The 21,399-nt window shown below is 33.4% G+C and carries 14 protein-coding genes and 1 pseudogene; 14 read left to right on the forward strand and 1 reads right to left on the reverse strand.

Going from position 1 to position 21,399, the window contains the following annotated elements; translation table 11 throughout:
* The first annotated feature begins 834 nt into the window (after nucleotides 1-834).
* The 5 genes from dnaA to RSC39_RS00025 all read left to right on the forward strand — a co-directional run bounded on the left by dnaA (nucleotide 835) and on the right by RSC39_RS00025 (nucleotide 10,742).
* Nucleotides 835-2,199: a chromosomal replication initiator protein DnaA gene (gene dnaA, locus RSC39_RS00005; protein ID WP_063281598.1), complete on the forward strand. Its 1,365-nt coding sequence runs from the start codon at nucleotides 835-837 to the stop codon at nucleotides 2,197-2,199.
* 156 nt (nucleotides 2,200-2,355) lie between these two features.
* On the forward strand, nucleotides 2,356-3,498 hold the full coding sequence (gene dnaN / locus RSC39_RS00010; RefSeq protein ID WP_063281597.1) for a DNA polymerase III subunit beta: 1,143 nt from the start codon (nucleotides 2,356-2,358) through the stop codon (nucleotides 3,496-3,498).
* 105 nt (nucleotides 3,499-3,603) lie between these two features.
* Complete coding sequence (gene rexB / locus RSC39_RS00015; protein WP_332534201.1) at nucleotides 3,604-6,903, forward strand: ATP-dependent nuclease subunit B; 3,300 nt, start codon at nucleotides 3,604-3,606, stop codon at nucleotides 6,901-6,903.
* Nucleotides 6,896-10,507 (forward strand): helicase-exonuclease AddAB subunit AddA, encoded by a 3,612-nt coding sequence (gene addA, locus RSC39_RS00020; RefSeq protein WP_332534203.1) that lies wholly within the window; start codon nucleotides 6,896-6,898, stop codon nucleotides 10,505-10,507. Before rexB ends, addA begins: the two co-directional genes overlap by 8 nt.
* Before the next feature lie 34 nt (nucleotides 10,508-10,541).
* On the forward strand, nucleotides 10,542-10,742 hold the full coding sequence (locus RSC39_RS00025; protein ID WP_011675082.1) for a DUF951 domain-containing protein: 201 nt from the start codon (nucleotides 10,542-10,544) through the stop codon (nucleotides 10,740-10,742).
* A 7-nt stretch (nucleotides 10,743-10,749) separates the two neighbouring features.
* On the opposite strand, the gene RSC39_RS00030 is transcribed toward RSC39_RS00025, so the two are convergent.
* On the reverse strand, nucleotides 10,750-11,307 hold the full coding sequence (locus RSC39_RS00030) for a helix-turn-helix domain-containing protein (RefSeq protein ID WP_063281594.1): 558 nt from the start codon (nucleotides 11,305-11,307) through the stop codon (nucleotides 10,750-10,752).
* A 283-nt stretch (nucleotides 11,308-11,590) separates the two neighbouring features.
* Here RSC39_RS00030 and ychF point away from each other — a divergent pair, with 283 nt between their 5' ends.
* The 9 genes and pseudogenes from ychF (at nucleotide 11,591) to mfd (ending at nucleotide 21,240) form a co-directional block, all read left to right on the forward strand.
* Nucleotides 11,591-12,706 (forward strand): redox-regulated ATPase YchF, encoded by a 1,116-nt coding sequence (gene ychF / locus RSC39_RS00035; RefSeq protein ID WP_011675084.1) that lies wholly within the window; start codon nucleotides 11,591-11,593, stop codon nucleotides 12,704-12,706.
* A 111-nt stretch (nucleotides 12,707-12,817) separates the two neighbouring features.
* The gene (locus tag RSC39_RS00040) at nucleotides 12,818-13,141 is read left to right on the forward strand and encodes a helix-turn-helix transcriptional regulator (protein ID WP_011834125.1); all 324 of its coding nucleotides are present in this window, start codon (nucleotides 12,818-12,820) and stop codon (nucleotides 13,139-13,141) included.
* Between the two features lie 261 nt (nucleotides 13,142-13,402).
* Entirely contained in the window at nucleotides 13,403-13,744 is a 342-nt protein-coding gene (locus tag RSC39_RS00045; protein WP_332534208.1) for a hypothetical protein, read from the forward strand.
* 9 nt (nucleotides 13,745-13,753) lie between these two features.
* A complete protein-coding gene (locus tag RSC39_RS00050) occupies nucleotides 13,754-14,245 on the forward strand; it encodes a hypothetical protein (protein WP_332534210.1) in 492 nt (163 codons plus the stop codon).
* A gap of 20 nt (nucleotides 14,246-14,265) precedes the next feature.
* A pseudogene (locus RSC39_RS00055) lies at nucleotides 14,266-15,720 on the forward strand (DUF1430 domain-containing protein); the annotation flags it as partial.
* Between the two features lies 1 nt (nucleotide 15,721).
* Nucleotides 15,722-16,357 carry an ABC transporter ATP-binding protein gene (locus tag RSC39_RS00060; protein WP_063281590.1) on the forward strand — a complete coding sequence of 212 codons (636 nt, stop codon included), beginning with the start codon at nucleotides 15,722-15,724 and terminating at the stop codon, nucleotides 16,355-16,357.
* A 287-nt stretch (nucleotides 16,358-16,644) separates the two neighbouring features.
* Nucleotides 16,645-17,130: a hypothetical protein gene (locus tag RSC39_RS00065; protein WP_332534213.1), complete on the forward strand. Its 486-nt coding sequence runs from the start codon at nucleotides 16,645-16,647 to the stop codon at nucleotides 17,128-17,130.
* 3 nt (nucleotides 17,131-17,133) lie between these two features.
* Nucleotides 17,134-17,700: an aminoacyl-tRNA hydrolase gene (pth, locus tag RSC39_RS00070; RefSeq protein WP_332534215.1), complete on the forward strand. Its 567-nt coding sequence runs from the start codon at nucleotides 17,134-17,136 to the stop codon at nucleotides 17,698-17,700.
* A complete protein-coding gene (gene mfd / locus RSC39_RS00075; RefSeq protein ID WP_332534217.1) occupies nucleotides 17,701-21,240 on the forward strand; it encodes a transcription-repair coupling factor in 3,540 nt (1,179 codons plus the stop codon).
* The last annotated feature ends 159 nt before the right edge of the window (nucleotides 21,241-21,399 follow it).

Consider the following 21,399-nt stretch of genomic DNA (forward strand, 5'->3'; position numbering starts at 1 on the left):
CGTTCGTCCTGAGCCAGGATCAAACTCTCAAATAAAGTATTTAAGTCACCGAAGTGACTGGCTTGTCTTTCATTATTGATTGACAGATTTTTGATGTATTCCTACATCACATGAGTCATTCTTCTTTATTCAGTTTTCAATGGTCTAGCTTGTCGCGCTTCGACGCTCGTCTCTCGCGACAACTATTATATTCTATCAAACCTATCTCTCCCTGTCAAGAATTAACTGTCACTTTTTAGGATTTCTTTACCTTTTGTTCGTTTTAACCTGCTTCTGTATCCGTTTTAACTTAAGCTATCACTCGCTTGGGCCTTTTCTTATTATTTTTATATTTTCTAATTAGATTAGTGCTAAAAGCTTCATAAATTTCATAGAATGCCCCTTTTCTTTTAGGGTGATTTCCTAGATTAGTAATTTTTTTTGTAGCAGTCTTTTTGATATTTAATGCTTATATTTCATTCTTTATATAGTAGAAAGTTAAAATTATGATAATTTCTTCCTTCTAATGCTAATAGTTTGGTTGATTTATCAAATATCCACAAAATGGGTTGGGCTTGTCAAAAAGCTGTGATTAATCTTTTTCCATTTTTGGGTTTTCCACAGGTGTTTTGCTCCTACTTTTGCTCTTTTTATCTTTGGGGATAAGTCTGAAAAACATTACTATTATTTGCTATTTCCTGTGGATAAAAAAAGTTTTACACATTATCCACATATTTGTTAATAACTTTTTCAGATGGTGGAAAACTTTCTTTTATTAATTTCAACAGACTGTGGAAAAATATAAAGTGAAATGATATAATGAGTTATCAACAAACTAAAAAGTAAAGGAGTAATATGGCATCCCTTAATGAAAATCAAAAATTTTGGGCCCGTGTAACCGAGCTGGCTAGGCAGAGTATCGGTAAACAAGCTTATGATTTTTTTATTGAGCCTGCTCAATTAATGTCTGTCGAGCAAGATACTGCCAATATCTTGCTTGATAGTGGAATGAAAAAAGATTATTGGAAAAAACAGTCCGATTTGATCACAACGGCAGGATTTGAAGTCTTTGGTCGGATGATTGATTATGAACTTTATGCGAATGATGAACTGACTGATATTGAACTACGTCGTTTAAATAATCAATCACCGGTTGATGAACCTCTTTCCGTTGCCAAGCCTACTTCCCCTTTGGTTAGTGGACTTAATGAGAAATATAATTTTGAAAACTTTGTCCAAGGTCCTGGTAACCGTTGGACTTTAGCCGCTGCAATTGCTGTTGCTGATAAACCTGGTGATACTTACAATCCATTGTTTATCTATGGTGGCGCTGGTTTAGGTAAAACCCATTTGATGCATGCAATTGGGAATCAGATTTTAACTGATAATCCTACGGCTCGAATCAAATATGTTTCATCAGAGAATTTCGTTAACGATTATGTTAATGCAACACGTAAAAATCAGATGGAAAGTTTTGAGAATACTTATCGTAACTTAGACTTACTTCTATTAGATGATGTTCAATTTTTTAGTGATAAAGAAGGTACGAAAAACGAATTTTTCAATACTTTTAATGCACTCTACGATAAAGGCTCTCAGATTGTTTTGACTTCTGACCGAATTCCTCAGGAATTAAATAACTTGGAAGATCGTTTGGTTTCACGCTTCTCTTGGGGCTTGACTACTGATATTACAGCCCCTGACTATGAAACACGGATGGCTATTCTACTGATAAAATCAGAATCAAGCCATTTAGAATTTCCTAGTGAGACTTTATCTTATATTGCTGGTCAAATCGACTCAAACGTCCGTGAACTTGAAGGCGCTCTTAATCGAGTAGAATTTGTGGCTCGTGCCAATGGGATTTCAATAGTTGATATTGAGACAGCAAGTCAGGCTCTCCGTTCTTTAAAGAATGCAGCCCAGCAATCCCTATCAAACCTGACTATAAAAAAAATACAAGATGAAGTTGCTAATTATTATCATATTTCATTTTCCGACCTTGTCGGACCTAAACGACCTAAAGAGATTGCTTTTCCTAGACAAATTGCAATGTATCTTGTCAGAGAACTTTTAGGTACGAGCCTTCCAGCAATTGGAACTGCTTTTGGAGGTCGCGATCATACAACAGTAATGTATGCTTATAAACAAATTTCAGATAAAATGAAAAATGATATGGATGTCCAAAAAGATATTGATAGCATTAAGCGTAAATTTTAGAACTGTGGAAAACTCGCGGACTTATAAAAGCCTTATTCTTTAATTATCCACAGGGGGAAACCTTACGCCTCTAAGAGGGTTTGTCTTATACAGATTATCCACAGGACCTACTACTATTACTATTATATTTATAAAAAGAAATTATAAAGGAAACTCATGATTAAATTTTCAATTAATAAAACTGCCTTTCAAAATGCTTTGAAAATTACCAAACAAGCAATTGGTTCTAAAGTTACAATTCCTGCTTTAACAAAGTTAAAAATTGAAGTTGAAGAAAAAGGAATTACCTTAATTGGTTCAAATGGTCAAATTTCAATCAAAAACTTTTTGCCAGCTGATAATAAAGATGCAAGTATGCTTATTTCAGGAACTGGTTCTGTCTTATTAGAAGCTGCTTTCTTTGAAAATGTAGTAAGTCAACTTCCTGAAGTTACTTTGGAATTTATTGAAAAAGAACAAAAACAAGTTTTGTTGACTTCTGGTAAATCAGAAATTACTTTAAAAGGTTTAGATTCTGAAATTTATCCGCATTTACAAGAAATCTCTGAAGGTTCTTCTTTAAAAATGAAAGTGAAAGTTTTGAAAGAAATTTTCACAGAGACTGTTTTTGCTGTAAGTACTCAAGAAAATCGTCCAATTTTCACAGGGGTTCACTTAGAAACTTTGTCAACGGGTGAATTAAAAGCTGTAGCAACTGACTCACATCGAATGAGCCAACGTTTATTGCCTTTAGAAGAGTCAGACTTAAAATTTGATGTAATTTTACCAAGTAAATCAATTAATAGTTTTAAAAATGTTTTCACAAATGATGAAGAAGAGATTGAAATTTTCATCAGTGGAAGCCAAATGCTTTTCCAAAATGAAACAATTAGTTATTATAGTCGTTTGATTGAGGGTTCTTATCCTGATACTAATCGTTTGATTCCAAATGAAGCCGATTATACTTTAGATTTGGTTTTTGATGCTGCGCAATTGCGTCATACAATGGATCGTGCACGTTTATTGACAGTAATGACAACCAACGGAACAGTAAAATTGACTGTTTCAGGTGATTCTGTCGTAACCACAGCAAACTCTCCTGAAGTAGGTTCTGTTCATGAAGAACTGACAGCCTTGTCAAAAGAAGGTAATGATTTATCTATCAGTTTCAATCCTGAGTATTTGATTGATGCTTTGAAAGTGATTAAAGCACCTGAAGTTCGAATTCGTTTCATTTCTAACGTTCGTCCGTTCACTTTGCAACCACGGAATGAAGAATCTGGATTTGTTCAATTGATTACACCAGTACGTACAAATTAATTTTACTGACAGCTCTTTTGTCAGCTTAGATTTACTGACGAAAATGTCTGTCAGTAAATTTAGATTTTGTTATAATGGACTTAACGAAAGTTAGGTCTATTTTTTATGGAAATTTTATATACTGAAATTACACAAGATTTGACGGAGGGATTATTAGAAATTGCTCTTGAAGAACTTGAAATAAATCGGAAAGTTTACTACATTGTGCCTTCTTCAATGTCATTTGAGAAGGAGAAAGAAATATTAGAACGCTTAGCAAAAGGTAGTGATACAGCAGTTTTTGATTTACTTGTTACGCGGTTTAAACAACTGCCTTATTACTTTGACAAGCGTGAAAAAGCAACTATGAAAACAGAGTTAGGCACGGTGGGGCTTTCGATGCTTTTTCGGCGTGTTTTGAGAAGTTTTAAAAAAGATGAAATTCCGCTTTATTTTTCTTTGCAAGATTCAGCCGGCTTTTTAGAGATGCTGATTCAATTGAGAGCAGAATTACTGACAGCCAATCTGTCAGTAGAAAATTTGCCAGATAATCCTAAGAATCAAGAATTGAAAAAAATTCTAGCAAAATTTGAAACTGAATTATCTGTGGAATATGCGAATTACTCAGAATTTGGAGATTTTACAAATCGACTTGCTGATGGAGAATTTGATCAGCAGCTTAAAGATGTGACAATTATCATTGATGGTTATACTCGATTTTCTGCGGAAGAAGAGTTATTTATTGAAAGTATTCAAGAGAAAGTTGCCCGCTTTGTTGTTGGAACTTATAGTGATGAAAATTCACTGACAGCTGGTTCGGAGACAATTTACGTGGGAACGAGTCAGATGATTACTCGCTTTCGAAATAAATTTCCAGTAGAATTAAGAAAAATAGCTTCTTCATCTGTCAATGAAGTTTACAGTAAGTTGACAAGGATGCTTGATTTAGATTCTCGTTTTGTTATTACTGATGAAAAAATTGAATTAAAAGCAGAAGATGAAAAATATTTTAGAATTTGGGAAGCTGAAAATCAAAAAGTTGAAATTGAACGAGTGGCTAAGGAAATTAGACAAAAAATCAGCCAAGGGGCTTTTTTCAAAGATTTTACTGTTTTAGTCGGTGATCCAGCAGCTTATGAGATTACTTTGAAAGAAATTTTTGATCTCTATGAGATTCCATTTTTCTATGCTCAAGAAGAATCCATGAGCCAGCATCCTTTAGTGATCTTTTTTGAAAGTCTATTTGCCATCAAAAAAAATAATTATCGAACAGATGATGTTGTCAATCTTTTAAAAAGTAAAGTTTACACAGATGTCAACCTTGATGAAGAAGTTATTGATTACTTTGAATACTATGTTCAAAAGTATAAGATTTCAGGTCACAAGAAATTTACAGAAGAATTTATTGAAAGCGAATTTTCTCAAATTGAATTAGTTAATGAAATGCGGGAAAAACTACTTGGAAGTGAATCTCCTTTACAAGTATTTTTAGGGAATAATCGACAAAAAACAGGAAAAAAATGGGTTTCTGATTTACAAGGTTTACTTGAAAATGGAAATGTAATGGCAAATATGAATGCCTATTTTTCCGCTGCCGAATTACAAAATGAACATCAAATGGCTGATAAACATGAACAAGTCTGGCAAATGTTAATTTCAACGCTGAATGAGTTCTTAGCTGTTTTTTCTGATGAGAAATTGAAAAGTGTAGAGTTTTTAGATATCTTATTGGCTGGTTTGAAAAATGCAAAATATCGTCAAATTCCAGCAAATGTTGATGTTGTTAATGTTAAAGACTATGAACTTGTTGAACCCAAAACAAATAAGTATATTTATGCTATTGGTTTAAGTCAAACGAATTTCCCTCGAATAAAGAAAAATTCGACACTCTTATCAGATGAAGAGCGATTAGAAATTAATCAGACAACTGATGAAAATCAATTTATTGAGCAACTTAATGTTGCCAACTATCAAAAAAATCAGTTTACAGTCTTATCTTTGATTAACTCGGCAAAAGAGAGTTTAGTTTTATCAATGCCACAGATTATGGCCAATGAACAGGGAGAATTTTCGCCAGTTTTTCAATTGTTTTTAAAAGATGCTGATGAAAAAATCCTTCAAAAAATTCAAGGAGTTAATCTTTTTGAAAGTCTAGAACACATTGGAAATAGCCGTTCAGTCATTGCCATGATTGGACAAATTGAACGTGAATTAGTTGAATCTGAGGAAACCAGTGAGGATAAGCGAGTTTTTTGGTCTAGTATTTTTCGGATATTAGTGAAATCAAATGCTGATTTTCAAAAAATATTACTCGATTTAGCTAAAGATATTGACACTGTAAATTTAGCTCCAGAAACGCTCGAACAAATTTATGGTGATAAAATTTATGCTTCTGTCAGTTCTTTTGAACGTTTTTACAATTGTGAATATCAGTACTTTTTAGAGAATACACTAAGTCTGGAAACTTTTGAAAATATTGATATTAATTCTAAAATTGTTGGGAATTTTTTCCATGAAGTTTTTGAAAAAGTCATGAAAGAGACTGACTTATCAGCAGAAAATTTTGATGAAAAGTTGACACTTGTTTTACAAGAAGTTGACAAAAACTATTCACGCTATTTTACACAAGATGCAACGGCAAGATTTACTTGGAGTAATTTAGAAGAGATTGTCAGACAAACGGCGACTGTTTTGAAAGCAACTGTTTCTACTGATGAACTAAAAACTTTACAGACAGAAAGTAGTTTTGGTTTACCTAAAAGTGAGTTAGGAAATTTTTCAGTTGATGATATTTATTTACGAGGAAGAATTGACCGTCTTGACCAACTTTCTACAGATTACTTAGGGGCGATTGATTATAAATCAAGTGCGCATTCATTTAAATTGCAAGAGGCTTATGATGGACTAAGTTTACAATTTATGACCTATTTAGATGTGATAAAACAGGCTTTTCCTAATCAAAAAATCTGGGGTGCGCTCTATTTACAATTTAAAAACCAGCCGATTAACCTGTCAGAAATTAATCAGTTGTCGGAAATTGCTAACATTTTGAAAGAATCAATGCGTTATGATGGATTAGTATTAGAAGATGCAGCAGAGCAAATAAAAGGTATTGAAAATATTGCTTTAAAAAAGACTAATATTTATAATGAAGAAGAATTTGAGCAACTTTTAAAATTAAATGAGGAACATTACCGGGCAGCTGGTCAGCGATTGAAAAAAGGAAAAATTGCAATCAATCCAATAATGAAACGCTCAGAAGGGATTGATCAGTCTGGAAATGTCCGCGGTTGTCGATATTGTCCTCTCAAATCGATTTGTCGATTTGAAGCAAATATTCATATGAATGAGCACAGCCGTGAAATCGGACAAAAATCCCAAGCAGAAATCCTAGCAGAATTAAAAGGAGAAGGGCGAGATGAGTGAAGTAAAATTAACTCCGGAACAAAATGAAGCCATTCATAGTTCAGGTAAAAATATATTAGTCTCAGCTAGTGCTGGGTCCGGAAAAACTTTTGTTATGGCGCAAAGAATTGTTGAAAAAGTCAAACAAGGTATTGAAATTGATCGACTTTTTATTTCAACTTTCACTAAAAAAGCGGCTAGTGAGTTGCGAATGCGACTTGAAAGAGATTTGAAAAAAGCGCGTCAAGAAAGTTCTGATGATGAGGAAGCTCACAGATTGACACTTGCTTTACAGAATCTTTCAAACGCAGATATTGGGACAATGGATAGTTTTACTCAAAAATTGACAAAAGCTAATTTTAACCGTGTAAATATTGATCCAAATTTTCGAATATTGGCTGACCAAACAGAAAGTGACTTGATTAGACAAGAAGTTTTTGAACAATTGGTTGAGTCTTATTTATCAGCTGATGAAAGCTTAAATATTTCAAAAGAAAAATTTGAAAAATTGATAAAAAATTTCTCTAAGGACAGGAATATTCTTGGCTTTCAGAAGGTGGTTTATACTATTTATCGTTTTGCGTCAGCAACTGAAAATCCAATAAGTTGGTTAGAAAATCAATTTTTAAAAGGTTTTGAGACTTATAAATCACTGACAGACTTATCGGAAGACTTTACAGTGAATGTAAAAGAAAATTTACTGACATTTTTTGAGCTGTTAGAAAATTCACTGACCAATGGTGTGATTGCTAAAAAAGGAGCTGGTCGTGATAAGGCAAATCTAATTTTAGATAATAAAAATGAACTTTTAGAAGCAATAAGTAAAAAAGATTTTGTAACTTTCACAGCATTATTTTTATCAATAGATACTGATATTCGCGTCGGTTCTTCAAAAGATGAAACACTTTCTGCCTTAAAAAAAGATTTTTCAGCTCAAAAACAAGATTTAGTAGGTTCAAAATCAAAACCCGGAGAACTTCGGAAGTTTGTTGATAAAATCAAACATGGCCAATTAATTGAAAAATATCAAAATCAAGCTTTTGAAATTGCCAGTGATTTAAAAAAATTCATTATTGAGTTTTATAAAACTTATCTAGAGCGTAAGAAAAATGAAAATGCCTTTGAGTATTCTGATATTGCTCATTTTGCCATTGAAATTTTAGAAGAAAATCCAGATATTCGTGAAAATTTACGTGAGCATTATGATGAAATCATGATTGATGAGTATCAGGATACTAGCCATACACAAGAACGAATGCTCGAACTTCTTTCTAATGGCCATAATCTTTTTATGGTAGGGGATATTAAGCAGTCGATTTATGGTTTCCGCCTAGCTGACCCAGGTCTATTTTTAGAAAAATATAAAAGTTATGATCAAGCAGAAAATCCTAATCAACTGATTCGCTTGAAAGAAAATTTTCGCTCACGAGGTGAGGTTTTAAATTTCACAAATGACATCTTTAAACACCTAATGGATGAAAAATTAGGTGAAATGACTTATGGAAAAGAAGAGGCCTTAGTTCAGGGGAATATTTCTGATTATCCAGTGGAAGCGGAGAAAGATTTTTATCCAGAGCTTCTTTTGTATAAAGAGAATACAAGCGAGGAAGAAATAGAAGACTCGGAAGTAAAAATTTCGGATGGAGAAATCAAAGGGGCAGCACAAGAAATAAAGAAACTGATTGAATCTGGAGTTGAACCAAAAGATATCGCAATTTTAGTCCGTTCTAAATCTAATAATAATAAGATTGAGGATATTCTACTCAGTTATGATATCCCAGTTGTTCTTGACGAAGGACGAGTTGATTTTTTGAAATCAATGGAAGTTTTAATCATGCTGGATGTCTTGAGAGCAATTGATAATCCACTTTATGATTTATCTTTGGTTGCGATGCTGAGGTCTCCTTTGTTTAGTTTTAATGAAGATGAATTGACTCGCATCAGTGTTCAAGGAAGCCGTGACGTTCGTTTTTGGGATAAAATTCTCTTGTCATTAAAAAAAGAAGGGAAAAATCCTGAACTTATAAATTTGTCATTAGAACAAAAATTGAAAGCATTCAATCAAAAATTTACAGAGTGGCGTAAACTTGTCAACCAAATTCCAATTCATCGCTTACTTTGGAAAATTTATACAGAAACCTATTATTTTGATTATGTAGGAGCTTTGAAAAATGGGGAAATGCGGCAGGCAAATTTACAAGCTCTCTCTGTTCGAGCAGAATCCTATGAAAGTTCCGGTTACAAAGGCTTATTTAAATTTGTAAGACTTATCAATAAATTTATGGAACAAAATAATGACCTAGCTTCTGTCAATATTAAACTTCCTCAAAATGCTGTTCGTGTCATGACTTTTCATAAATCTAAGGGACTTGAATTTGATTATGTTTTCTTGATGAACTTACAGTCTCGTTTCAATGATCGTGACCTGAAAGAAGATGTCATTTTAAGCCGCGAGCATGGTTTGGGTATGAAATATATTGCAGATTTGAAAGCAGAACCTGATGTCATTACAGATTTTCCTTATGCCCTGGTAAAAATGGAAACATTTCCCTACATGGTAAATAAAGACTTAAAACAAAGAGCCGCACTTTCAGAGGAAATGCGAGTGCTTTATGTCGCTTTTACTCGTGCAAAGAAAAAACTCTATCTTGTCGGAAAAATTAAGGATACAGATAAAAAAGCAGGACTTGAACTTTATGATGCTGCTACTTTGGAAGGAAAAATTCTATCTGATAAGTTCCGCAATTCAAGTCGTGGTTTTCAACACTGGATATTGGCTCTTCAAAATGCTACAAAACTCCCAATGAAACTCAATGTTTACACAAAAGACGAATTAGAAACAGAGAAACTGGAATTTACAAGTCAACCTGATTTCAAAAAATTGGTCGAAGAATCGGAAAAATTTGATAATATCATGTCATTTTCTGATGAAATTAAAGAAGCACAGAAAATCATGAATTATCAGTATCCTCATCAAGCTGCCACAGAACTTTCAAGCATTCAAACGCCCAGTCAGGTAAAAAAACGCAGCTACGAGAAGCAGTTACAGGTAGGTGAAGTTCAACCAGTCAGTGAGTTTGTTCGAGTAAAAAACTTGGATTTTTCTGATTTTGGACCTAAGAAAATTACTGCTGCAGAAATTGGTTCAGCAACACACAGCTTTATGCAATATGCTGATTTTTCTCAAGTCGATTTATTTAGTTTTCAAGCAACTCTTGATGAGATGGGATTTGATGAAAAAATAAAAAATCAAATTGATATCACTAAAATTCTAACTTTATTTGATACTGAATTTGGACAATTTTTATCAGAGAATGTGGATAAAACAGTCAAAGAAGCTCCATTTTCAATGTTGAGAACAGATGAATTTGCCAAAGAACAATATATTGTTCGAGGAATTTGTGATGGATTTGTGAAACTTGCTGACAAGATTATCTTATTTGATTATAAAACTGACAGATTTACAAATGTGTCAGCAATTTCCGAAATAAAAGAACGTTATAAAGATCAAATGAATCTTTACAGTGAGGCCCTTCAAAAAGCATATCATGTCAACCAAATTGACAAGTACCTGATTTTATTAGGAGGACCCAGAAAAGTTTTTGTTGAAAAACTAGATGACTAGAAAGATAAAAAGTAGCTGTTAGGGAGGAAAAACAATGCTAGATTACAAAATAGGCTCAATTGTCGAAATGAAAAAACCTCATGCCTGTACAGTCAAAGCAACTGGGAAAAAAGCCAATGCTTGGGAAATTACAAGGCTTGGGGCTGATATCAAAATTAAATGTACAAACTGTAACCATGAAGTGATGATGAGTCGTTTTGACTTCAATAAAAAAATAAAAAAAGTGCTCAAGTGAGCACTTTTTAATTATAAACTGATTTGAGATTAAACTTGAGATATTTAAGGAGCCAAAAATATAGTAATTTTGTGAATCGCCAAATAAATGGACTAACAAGAACCATCAGTGAACAAGCGATAATCGCAACTAACCAATACCACCAGTCAAAACCTGTTGCCCCTGTTACGTTTCCAAAGGTAATATGAGGGTTATGAGTAAGGACAGCAAATATCATGATAAATGGGGCAAGGAATAAGGCTAGGACAATCGCATAAAAAGCTAAAAGGATTAGAGCAGTAGCAATAAACAACCAAACCCCAAGGACAAAGTTGAAAAATAGCAAACCAAAGCCAGCAAAAAGATTGATATGTTTTTTTCGTTTTTGAGGTTCGATTCCTTTTGCAAAAGCCAATAAATCTGAATCATATAATTCTGCTAAGGCAATTAACGTTTCAAGATTTGGTTCAGTTTTGTTAGATTCCCAACGGGAAATCGCTTGACGACTAAAGTATAGTTCTTTTGCGACTTCCTCTTGAGTGAGGTTTTTAGAAAGACGAGCTTTCTGTAGATTTTCTCCGAGCATTTTTTCTCCTTTAAACACGACTATTTTAATTTAGTGATTTGTTTCTGATTTCATTATCAACTAAAGCGAAGCTAAAAGCAAGAACAGAAGTGGAATTTTAGGGTAACATTTTGTGGCAATCCTTTAAACTAAAGGGATTCTACAATAACATTTCTTGTTTACAACTACTCTGTAAACTTGTAAATGTAGTGATTATCTGGTATTTTCTGAGCCATTATTGTCTTTTTGAGCGATTTACAGTATAATTAGTACTAATTAATCTTAATTTTGGAGAATATAAAACATGGCTTTAACAGCAGGTATCGTTGGTTTACCAAACGTTGGGAAATCAACACTTTTTAATGCAATTACAAAAGCAGGCGCGGAAGCTGCAAACTATCCTTTCGCAACAATTGACCCAAATGTTGGGATGGTAGAGGTACCAGATGAACGTTTGAACAAGTTAACAGAGTTGATTAAACCTAAAAAAACTGTTCCAACAACTTTTGAATTTACTGATATTGCAGGGATTGTAAAAGGAGCTTCTCGAGGAGAAGGTTTGGGAAATAAATTCCTGGCTAATATTCGTGAAGTAGATGCAATTATTCACGTTGTTCGAGCTTTTGATGATGAAAATGTAATGCGTGAAAATAATCGTGAAGATGCTTTTATTGATCCAATGGCAGACATTGAAACAATTAATCTTGAATTAATTTTGGCCGATTTAGAATCAGTCAATAAACGTTATGCGCGTGTAGAAAAAATTGCTCGCACAGCAAAAGATAAAGATGCGGTCGCAGAATTTAATGTTTTGAAAAAACTCAAACCTGTTCTTGAAGACGGAAAATCAGCGCGAACAATTGACTTTGATGAAGATGAAACAAAGGTTCTTAAAAGTTTATTCTTGTTGACAAGTAAACCAGTTCTTTATGTGGCCAATGTTTCAGAAGATGAAGTTGGCGAACCTGATAACATTGAGTATGTGAAACAAATTCGTGATTTTGCGGCGACTGAAAATGCTGAAGTTGCGGTGATTTCTGCTCGTGTTGAAGAAGAAATCTCAGAGTTGGAAGATGATGAAAAAGCAGAATTCTTGGAAGCAATCGGTTTAAAAGAGTCTGGGGTTGACATGTTGACTCGTGCAGCTTATCACCTTCTTGGTCTGGCGACTTATTTTACAGCTGGAGAAAAAGAAGTGCGTGCTTGGACCTTCAAACGTGGAATGAAAGCTCCACAAATGGCAGGAATTATCCATACAGACTTTGAAAAAGGCTTTATCCGCGCAGTAACTATGTCTTATGATGATTTGCTTAAATACGGCTCAGAGAAAGCGGTACGTGAAGCAGGTCGTTTGCGTGAAGAAGGAAAAGAATATGTTGGTCAAGATGGCGATATTATGGAATTCCGTTTCAACGTGTAAACCTTGTAAATGAAATGCTGAAATGCACCGAATCGGTGCATTTTTGCAACCTAAAAATGCTTGAGTCAAACAATAAAAAGCGATAGTCTTAAAGCATGAAAGGAAGGCAACATGGAAATATCCGAAATAATCAAAGAAAATCGTAAACTCAAAAATCTCAGTCAGGAAGAGTTAGCAAAGGAACTACACATCTCTCGTCAATCTATCTCCAAATGGGAGACAGGAAAATCACTTCCCACCACAGACCAACTTATCTTACTCAGTGAAATTTTCGATTGTTCTTTGGACACGTTGCTCAAAGGTGACAAAAAAATGGAAGAAAAAGTAAAACATGAAATTGATGACAAACGGACCTTAAAGTTAATTTATAAGGTTGGTTGGGGTTTTATTGTTCCCTTACTTTTTATTTTGAAATTTGTTTTACATTTGTTTTGAGGAAAGTTTAAAAGACCGCTTAGGTCTTTTTTTGTTATTATTAAATTCATGATATAGAATACGAAATCAATACATAGATTACGTATAATTCTTTTGGATTAAAATATTGACAAATAAAAAACTTAAGAGTATACTGAAAATTAAGAAAACGCTGACAATTCCAAAAAAAAGTATTGTACTATTCTATCAGGAAAACAATTCTAGCGCTCTGATGGGATAATTTAGCTAGGTCATAAATATGGTCCAAAAGGAGGGAACAAAATGAATTTTACAATGACACGCGCCTCGATTAGACGTAATAGCTTTAAGAAAAAAGTATCAGTATTATTGGTATCATCTGTTTTTATCTCTGGAACAGTATTTGCTTCGGCACAGGTTTTTGTTTCTGGCGGCTGGAATACGAACTATGTTGAACGGTTTAATCCAACGATTGGTCAAGCAACAGGTTATGATAATGCAAAGATTAATCAAAGACACTATAGTTGGGTAAAAGTTGGTAGTAAAAAATCCTCTAGCTCTTGGGTTGGATACAATAAAATTGCCTACTCTAGAGTTATTGGTGCTTGGAATGCCCCATTAAGTGGTTGGTATGTCAAAGGATAAGGAGAAACGATGAATAAGGTAATTAAATTTGTACTCCTTGTTCTATTTTCTGTAATTTCATTTTCTGCAGCCAATATCACTAAAAATGAATTGGCAGATTCAAAAATTACAAAAATATATAATGTTCAAAGTTATAGACAAATTTTTCTCCCATCATCCGTTGACACCAATAAAGAGTTTGTTTCTCTTGTAAAAGGTGTATCAGAAAAAACTGGTACACCTTTTCTTTTTAGGAGTGTGTATATTGGGACTGAAAATAGCAATAATGGAACTCCAAATCTATTAAAAGGTAAGAATGAAGTTACATTTTTTAGAACTAATAGCTCTCCACGTGATAAAAAAATCATTTTATCTCATGGATTTACCTATGAATTTTTGAATGAAGCTTTATCTAAAATATCGTCAGTTCAGCTTGAAAATAGTGATTTTTACATTTCAAGTAAAAATCTAAAAAAAACCTTCAGGAGTTTTCAAAGGAACTTAATCAGAAATATAATTTAAAAACGAACCCACAAAAATTAACTATCCGTCCTAATGATTATCCTCCGACAAGTTCTGCCGATTTTATATCTTATGATAATAGTAATTTGATTTTCTTTATAACTGTCTCTATGATCTTTTTCACTATATTTTTGTACGTTTGGCTTGTGGATAACAATAGAACAATTTCGATTTATCGATTAAACGGTCTGAGTGCTTATAAAATTGGACGACAATTGTTTTTAAAAGAATTTACTTTTGTTTCTTTAGTGACCTATATGATAGCAAGCTTGATAGTTTTTAGATCTTTTAATTTTGACTATACGATTCAAATGTTGTTATTTAGTGCATTGGTGGTTGTTCTTTCATATGTTTCAATAGCAGTAGTATCTAGTTTTTCTCTTATAAATCAACTTAATTCTAAGCCCTTTTTCAAATACAGCTACTATATTCTTTACGCTGTAAAAGCTTTTGTCTTCTTAGTGACTGTTTCTACTACTGCATCATTGCTTTATTTCGTGAATGCTAATATAGCGACAACCTCAAAAATTGGACAAGAATATGCTGTTCTTTATCCAGAATATGTCGGTTATGGTTTAAATAGCACTAAAAAACCGTTATCTTTTAAATTATTTGAGTATGCAGAGAACCATAAAGGACTTTATGTTAATTTAATGTCTGCCAATGGTGGAAATGATGATGTACTACAAGTAAATGATAATTATCTTTCAAAGTTTGCGATAATTTCTACTGATAATAAAAGGATAAAAATTAATCCTCAAGAAAAATCAGGAATTGTCTTGATTGCTGAAAAAGATAAATTAAAACTATCTCAGATAAAAAAAGAATATAGCTTTGTTGATTCATTTAATAGCTCTAAGATTAAATACTATTTTATTAAAGATAATCAAAAAGTAGAACTTTTAGATGGTAAGAGTAGGAAAACTCGTCCAGATATAACGAAAGTTTTTACCTCACAAAATGTGCTAAAGGATACTGACTTTTTAGATAATGCAGTCTTAAAATTCAAAATTGACGATTCAAAAGTTAAAACTTATAAAGAAATTACACCATTTTTGAAAGAAATGGGAGAGGTAGAAACTCACCCCTCAATCGTAACGGTAAATAGTATGAACAAAGCAACTGCTTTATCAATAGTTGGAAATGTATGGAGTTACGTTGTTATAAATGGATTGATTATTATCATTTTTCTTTCGATGATTTTGGCAACTACTACATTTTATTTTGAAACTTATAAAAAGAAGATTGCAGTAAAAAGGCTGTACGGAATGTCTTTCTTTGAAACCTATAAATCTCTTTTTGGAATAGTGGTTGTGCAGGGAACTTTATACTTTGTTTTTGCTTTGGTCCAAACTAACGTTGGTATAACTTTGGAAGCATTAGGAATTTATTTTGTCTTAGAAATTTTGATTATTATTTTGATATTGCTAAAACTACAAAAAGGACTATTTTTGAATGTCTTGAAAGGAGAATAGAATGATTGAGATTGAAGAACTGACCAAAAGTTACAAAGGGCATATTATCTTTGATAAATTAAATTTAAAAATTCCAGAAGGGAAAATGACCGCAATTTATGGGACAAGTGGTGCGGGGAAGTCAACACTTTTGAATATTATCGGTTTAATTGAGGATTATGATGATGGGAAATATTATTTTAACGGTCAGTTTGCACCACCTTTTAATAGTTCCTTAGCTTTAAAGATGAGGAGAAATAAAATTTCCTATCTTTTTCAAAACTTTGCTTTATTGGAAGATGAAACAATCGAAAAAAATTTAGAGATAGCACTGATTTATTCTAGAATTTCCAAAAAAGAAAAACGAAAAAAGATGAAGAATTTGTTACTCCAAGTAGGCATAAATCATCGATTGAATACAAAAGTTTATAGTCTTTCTGGTGGAGAGAAACAAAGAGTAGCAATTGCACGGGCTTTATTAAAAGAAAGTCAGCTGATTTTGGCAGATGAACCAACAGGTTCGCTTGATACAGAAAATAGAAATGAAGTTATTGCTCTTTTGCGTCAAGAAGTTGATAAGGGAAAGACGGTTGTCATTGTGACACATGATTCTTATCTGAAAGAAATTAGTGATTTAGTTATTGAGATTGGGGAATGATCTGTGATGAAAATTAAAAAGGCTCAATAGAAATATTGGGTCTTTTTTTTGCTCCTCTAGGTAAATAAACATGTTATAATAAACTTAATTGCTGATTTTTATGAATCGGCCTTTTGGCTTTTATTGAAATATTTACTGATAGATAAAAAGTGGTAGATAAAAGATTAGTCAGCGAGTCTGACAAGTCTGTCAGTAAAAAGCGACTGAATAATGAGCTTTTTATCGGTGAATAAAGGGATTGTCAGCGTAGCTGACAAGTCTGTCAGTATTTTTGGTAGGTTAAACTAATGAAAATCTATATTGTTGGGACAGTTGGTTCTGGAAAATCAACTTTAGCTAGGAAATTGAGTGAAAAAAGTTCAATAGGTGTCTTTCACTTGGATAGTGTTGTCCATGATGGTGAAAGACATCGAACAGATAAAGAGATTTCCGAGTCTATTGAGTGTATTTTTAAAAATAACGATTTTATTATAGAGGATACATTGCGTGAGCAATTCATTCCGCTATTATCAAAAGTTGACAAGATTATTTACTTGGATTTACCTAAAACTTTGTTGAAATATCGAGTGATTAAAAGATATTTAAAACAAAAAATAGGACTTGAGAAATCAACTTATCGACCAAGTTTACAGGTGTTAAGACAGATGTTTATTTGGCAAAAAATTGACCGAAGTGAATTGATAAAAGCACAAAAAAAGACTATTATTTTAAAAAATCAAAGAGAAATTCGGCAATTTATAAAAAAGTTTTCAAAAATAGAGAAGAAAGAATAGAAAATGACAAAAATGATTGTTGGCTTGGGAAATCCAGGCGATAAATATGAAAAAACGAAGCATAACATGGGTTTTATGGCACTTGATTTACTGGCAAAAGAGCTAAATGTAGATTTTAAAGAGGAAAAACCTTTTATGTCGCTTGTCGCGTCAACATTTGTGAATGGTGAAAAATTGTTTCTCGTGAAACCTTTGACTTTCATGAATGAATCAGGTCGCGCAGTGGCGCCACTTTTGAAATATTATAATATAGACGAAGCAGATTTAACGATCATGCATGATGATTTGGATTCACCAGTTGGGCGCGTGCGTCTAAGACAAAAAGGGTCATCAGGTGGTCAAAATGGGATAAAATCAGTTATTACACATGTAGGAAGTCAAACATTCAACCGTGTAAAAATTGGGATTGGCCGTCCAAAACATGGGATGACAGTTGTGAATCATGTACTCTCTGGTTTTGACAATGAAGATAAGGAAATCGCTCAAGATGGAATTTTCAAAGCTGTTGATGCAATGAAATTCTATCTTGAAAATGGTGATTTTCAAAAGACAATGAATAAATTTAACTAAATGAATATTATTGAATTTTTTGACCAAAATTGGCAACTGCAAAAATGGCAACAAGGATTTTCAAAGCGTGAGCGAACTTTACTGACAGGTTTGTCAGGAACAGCAAAGAGCCTAGTGATGGCGAATGCTTATGAAAATGTTGCTGACAAATACATTATTGTTACTGACAGCCAGTTTCATGCGAATGAACTTTATGATGAACTGTCAACTTTGCTTGGTGAAGAAAAAGTTTTTCAATTTTTCTCTGATGATAATATCTATGCAGAGTTTGCACTAGCATCTAAAGACCGCATTGCTTACCGACTTGAGGCACTTAATTTCCTACTTGACGAAAGGGCAACAGGATTTTTGGTTGTGCCTTTTTTGGCATTACGAAGCTATTTACCAAGCCCCGAAAACTTTTTAGAAAATTACCTTTTACTGACCTCTGGAGATGAATATGACTTATCAAATTTAGTTAATTTACTATCAAAGGCAGGTTATGAAAAGACACAGCGCGTGATGACGCCGGGTGAATTTTCAATGCGAGGAGATATCGTTGATATTTATCCTTTGGACGCGGAAAATCCAGTCCGTTTAGAGTTTTTTGGTGATGAAGTTGATACGATTCGTTCATTTGATGTAGAGAGTCAACGTTCACTGACAAGTCTTGAGCGTTTGGAAATTTATCCGGCTAGTGATTTTATTTTGACTGACAATGAGTTTGATAAGGGTGCAAAATCACTGACAGAAATGACAAATTTGCTGGGTGACCAAACTAGCCTATCCGTAAGCGAGCAAGCTCACAACGGCTCCGCTATGACAGACCCGTCAGCAAAATCATATATGGAAGAAGTGATTTCGGCAGCTCAAAATCACTATTATCACAAAGACTTACGAAAATTTGCCGAGTATTTTTATGATAAAAAAACTTCACTTTTAAATTATTTTCCAAAAAATGTTCAAATATTTATTGATGATTTTCAAAAAGTAAATGAAATGAATAATAAGTTAGAAATGGAATTAGCAGATTTCATTTTATCTGAAAAGGCCATGGAAAGAGGGTTTGAAGGGCAAACTTATTTGCTAGATACAATGGCAAAAGTTAGAAATTATAAGCCTGCTACCTTCTTTTCAAATTTTCAAAAAGGACTTGGAAATCTCAGATTTGAACAACTTTATAATTTCAAACAACATTCAATGCAACAATTTTTCGGTCAATTAGAACTTTTTTACACCGAAGTTGAACGATTTATCAAACAAGAGTTTACAGTTGTTCTAGCTGTATCATCAGAAAAACTCCGTAAATCACTCCATGAATTAGATTTAAGTTTACAAGAGGTTGACAGAGAATCTATTCAAGTGGGTAAAGTCAATCTGATTGATTTACAATTATCCAATGGATTTAATTTCCTTGATGAAAAATTAGTCGTCATGACTGAGCATGAAATATTTGGCAAAATGCGTAAGAAAAGGGCACGCAAGCTAAATATTACAAATGCTGAAAGACTCAAAGATTATAATGAACTCGCGGTTGGTGATTTTGTTGTCCATAAAAATCATGGGATTGGGAAATATTTAGGTTTACAAACGCTTGAAGTCGGAGGAATGCATCGTGATTATCTGACCATTCAATATCAAAATGGGGATACAATTTCTGTTCCAGTTGACCACTTAGATTTACTCAGTAAGTATACAGCCGGTGAAGGAAAAAGCCCTAAAATCAACAAATTGAATGATGGGCGCTGGCGTAAAACCATGTCTTCTGTCAGTAAACAAGTGGAAGATATTTCGGATGATTTGATTAAGCTTTATGCTGAACGTCAGGCCAAGAAAGGTTTTGCCTTCTCACCAGACGATGCAAGTCAAGAAGAATTTGATTCTGGTTTTTCATATGTTGAAACGGAAGACCAAATCCGTTCAATCAATGAAATTAAGCATGATATGGAACTTGAACGCCCAATGGATCGTTTGTTAGTCGGTGACGTTGGTTTTGGTAAGACAGAAGTTGCGATGCGAGCAGCTTTCAAATCTATAAATGATGGGAAACAAGTTGCGGTCCTTGTGCCAACAACAGTCCTTGCTGAACAGCATTTCAATAATTTTACCGAACGTTTTATTAACTTTGGAGTGAATGTTGAGGTTCTCAGTCGTTTTCAAACCAAAACACAACAAACTGAAATTCTAGCTAAATTGAAAAAAGGACGAGTTGATTTAATTATTGGAACCCACCGTTTGCTTTCTAAAGATGTTGAATTTTTTGATTTAGGTTTGATGATTATTGATGAAGAACAACGTTTTGGAGTTAAGCATAAAGAGCGTCTGAAAGAATTGAAAACTCAAGTTGATGTTTTGACATTGACAGCGACACCTATTCCTAGGACACTCCATATGTCAATGCTTGGAATTCGTGATTTGTCAGTTATTGAAACACCACCAACCAACCGTTATCCTGTTCAAACCTATGTCATGGAAACAAACTACGGTGTGGTTCGTGATGCCATTTTGAGAGAAATATCTCGTGGTGGACAGGTTTATTATGTTTACAATAGAGTTGACACGATTGAGCAAAAGGTTTCACAATTAGAAGAATTAATCCCCGAAGCTAGAATTGGCTTTATACATGGTCAAATGACCGAAGTACAGCTGGAAAATACTTTACTTGCCTTTATTGCTGGCGATTATGATGTACTTGTTGCAACAACAATCATTGAAACAGGTGTTGATATTCCAAATTCTAATACACTTTTCATCGAAAATGCGGATATGATGGGCTTGTCACAACTTTATCAACTGCGCGGTCGTGTGGGACGTTCAAATCGGGTGGCTTATGCTTACTTTATGTACCGACCTGAAAAGATATTATCCGAAGTTTCGGAAAAACGTTTAGAAGCAATTAAAGGTTTTACTGAATTAGGTTCAGGTTTCAAGATTGCTATGCGTGATTTGTCTATCCGTGGGGCTGGTAATTTACTTGGGAGTGAACAATCAGGATTTATTGATTCTGTCGGTTTTGATTTGTATTCACAACTCTTAGAAGAGGCTATTCATACCAAACTTGGCACAAGTAAGCAAAAACGGACCTCAAATGTGGAAATTTCTTTGGAATTGGATGCCTTTATTCCTGCTTATTATATTTCTGATGAACGTCAAAAAATTGAAATTTATAAACGAATTCGTCAGATTGATAGTCGTGAGATTTATGAAGAACTACAAGAAGAATTGGTTGACCGTTTTGGAGAATATCCAGATGAAGTCGCTTATCTTCTGGAAATTGGTCTCTTAAAACATTTTGCTGACAATGCTCTAGTCGAAAAAATTGAGAAATCTCGATTTGAAATAACTGTCACTTTAGAAAAAGTAGCTAATACAACCTATGATCCACAAGATTATTTTAAGGCTTTGGCCAAAACAAGCATGAAAGCTTCTGTTGGTGAAAAATATGGCAAAATGACTTTCCGCTTGAAAATAGAAAATAGAAATTCCGTTGTGCTTTTGAGTGAAATAATGAATTTTGTAGAAGAATTATCAACAATAAGAGACCATTACGACAATATATAGTAATTGTTTTGTAAAATAAAGATAATTATGATACAATATTTTTATATAATACTTAAAAAATATAGTTTAAAAACTTTTTGGAAATAAAACATATTAAAGAGGAATAAATCTTGATATGTAATTAAAAATTTTTGATAAAAGTAATAACTCTTGCCTTGA

The sequence above is a fragment of the Lactococcus sp. genome (assembly GCF_036648155.1).
Classification (GTDB): domain Bacteria; phylum Bacillota; class Bacilli; order Lactobacillales; family Streptococcaceae; genus Lactococcus; species Lactococcus cremoris.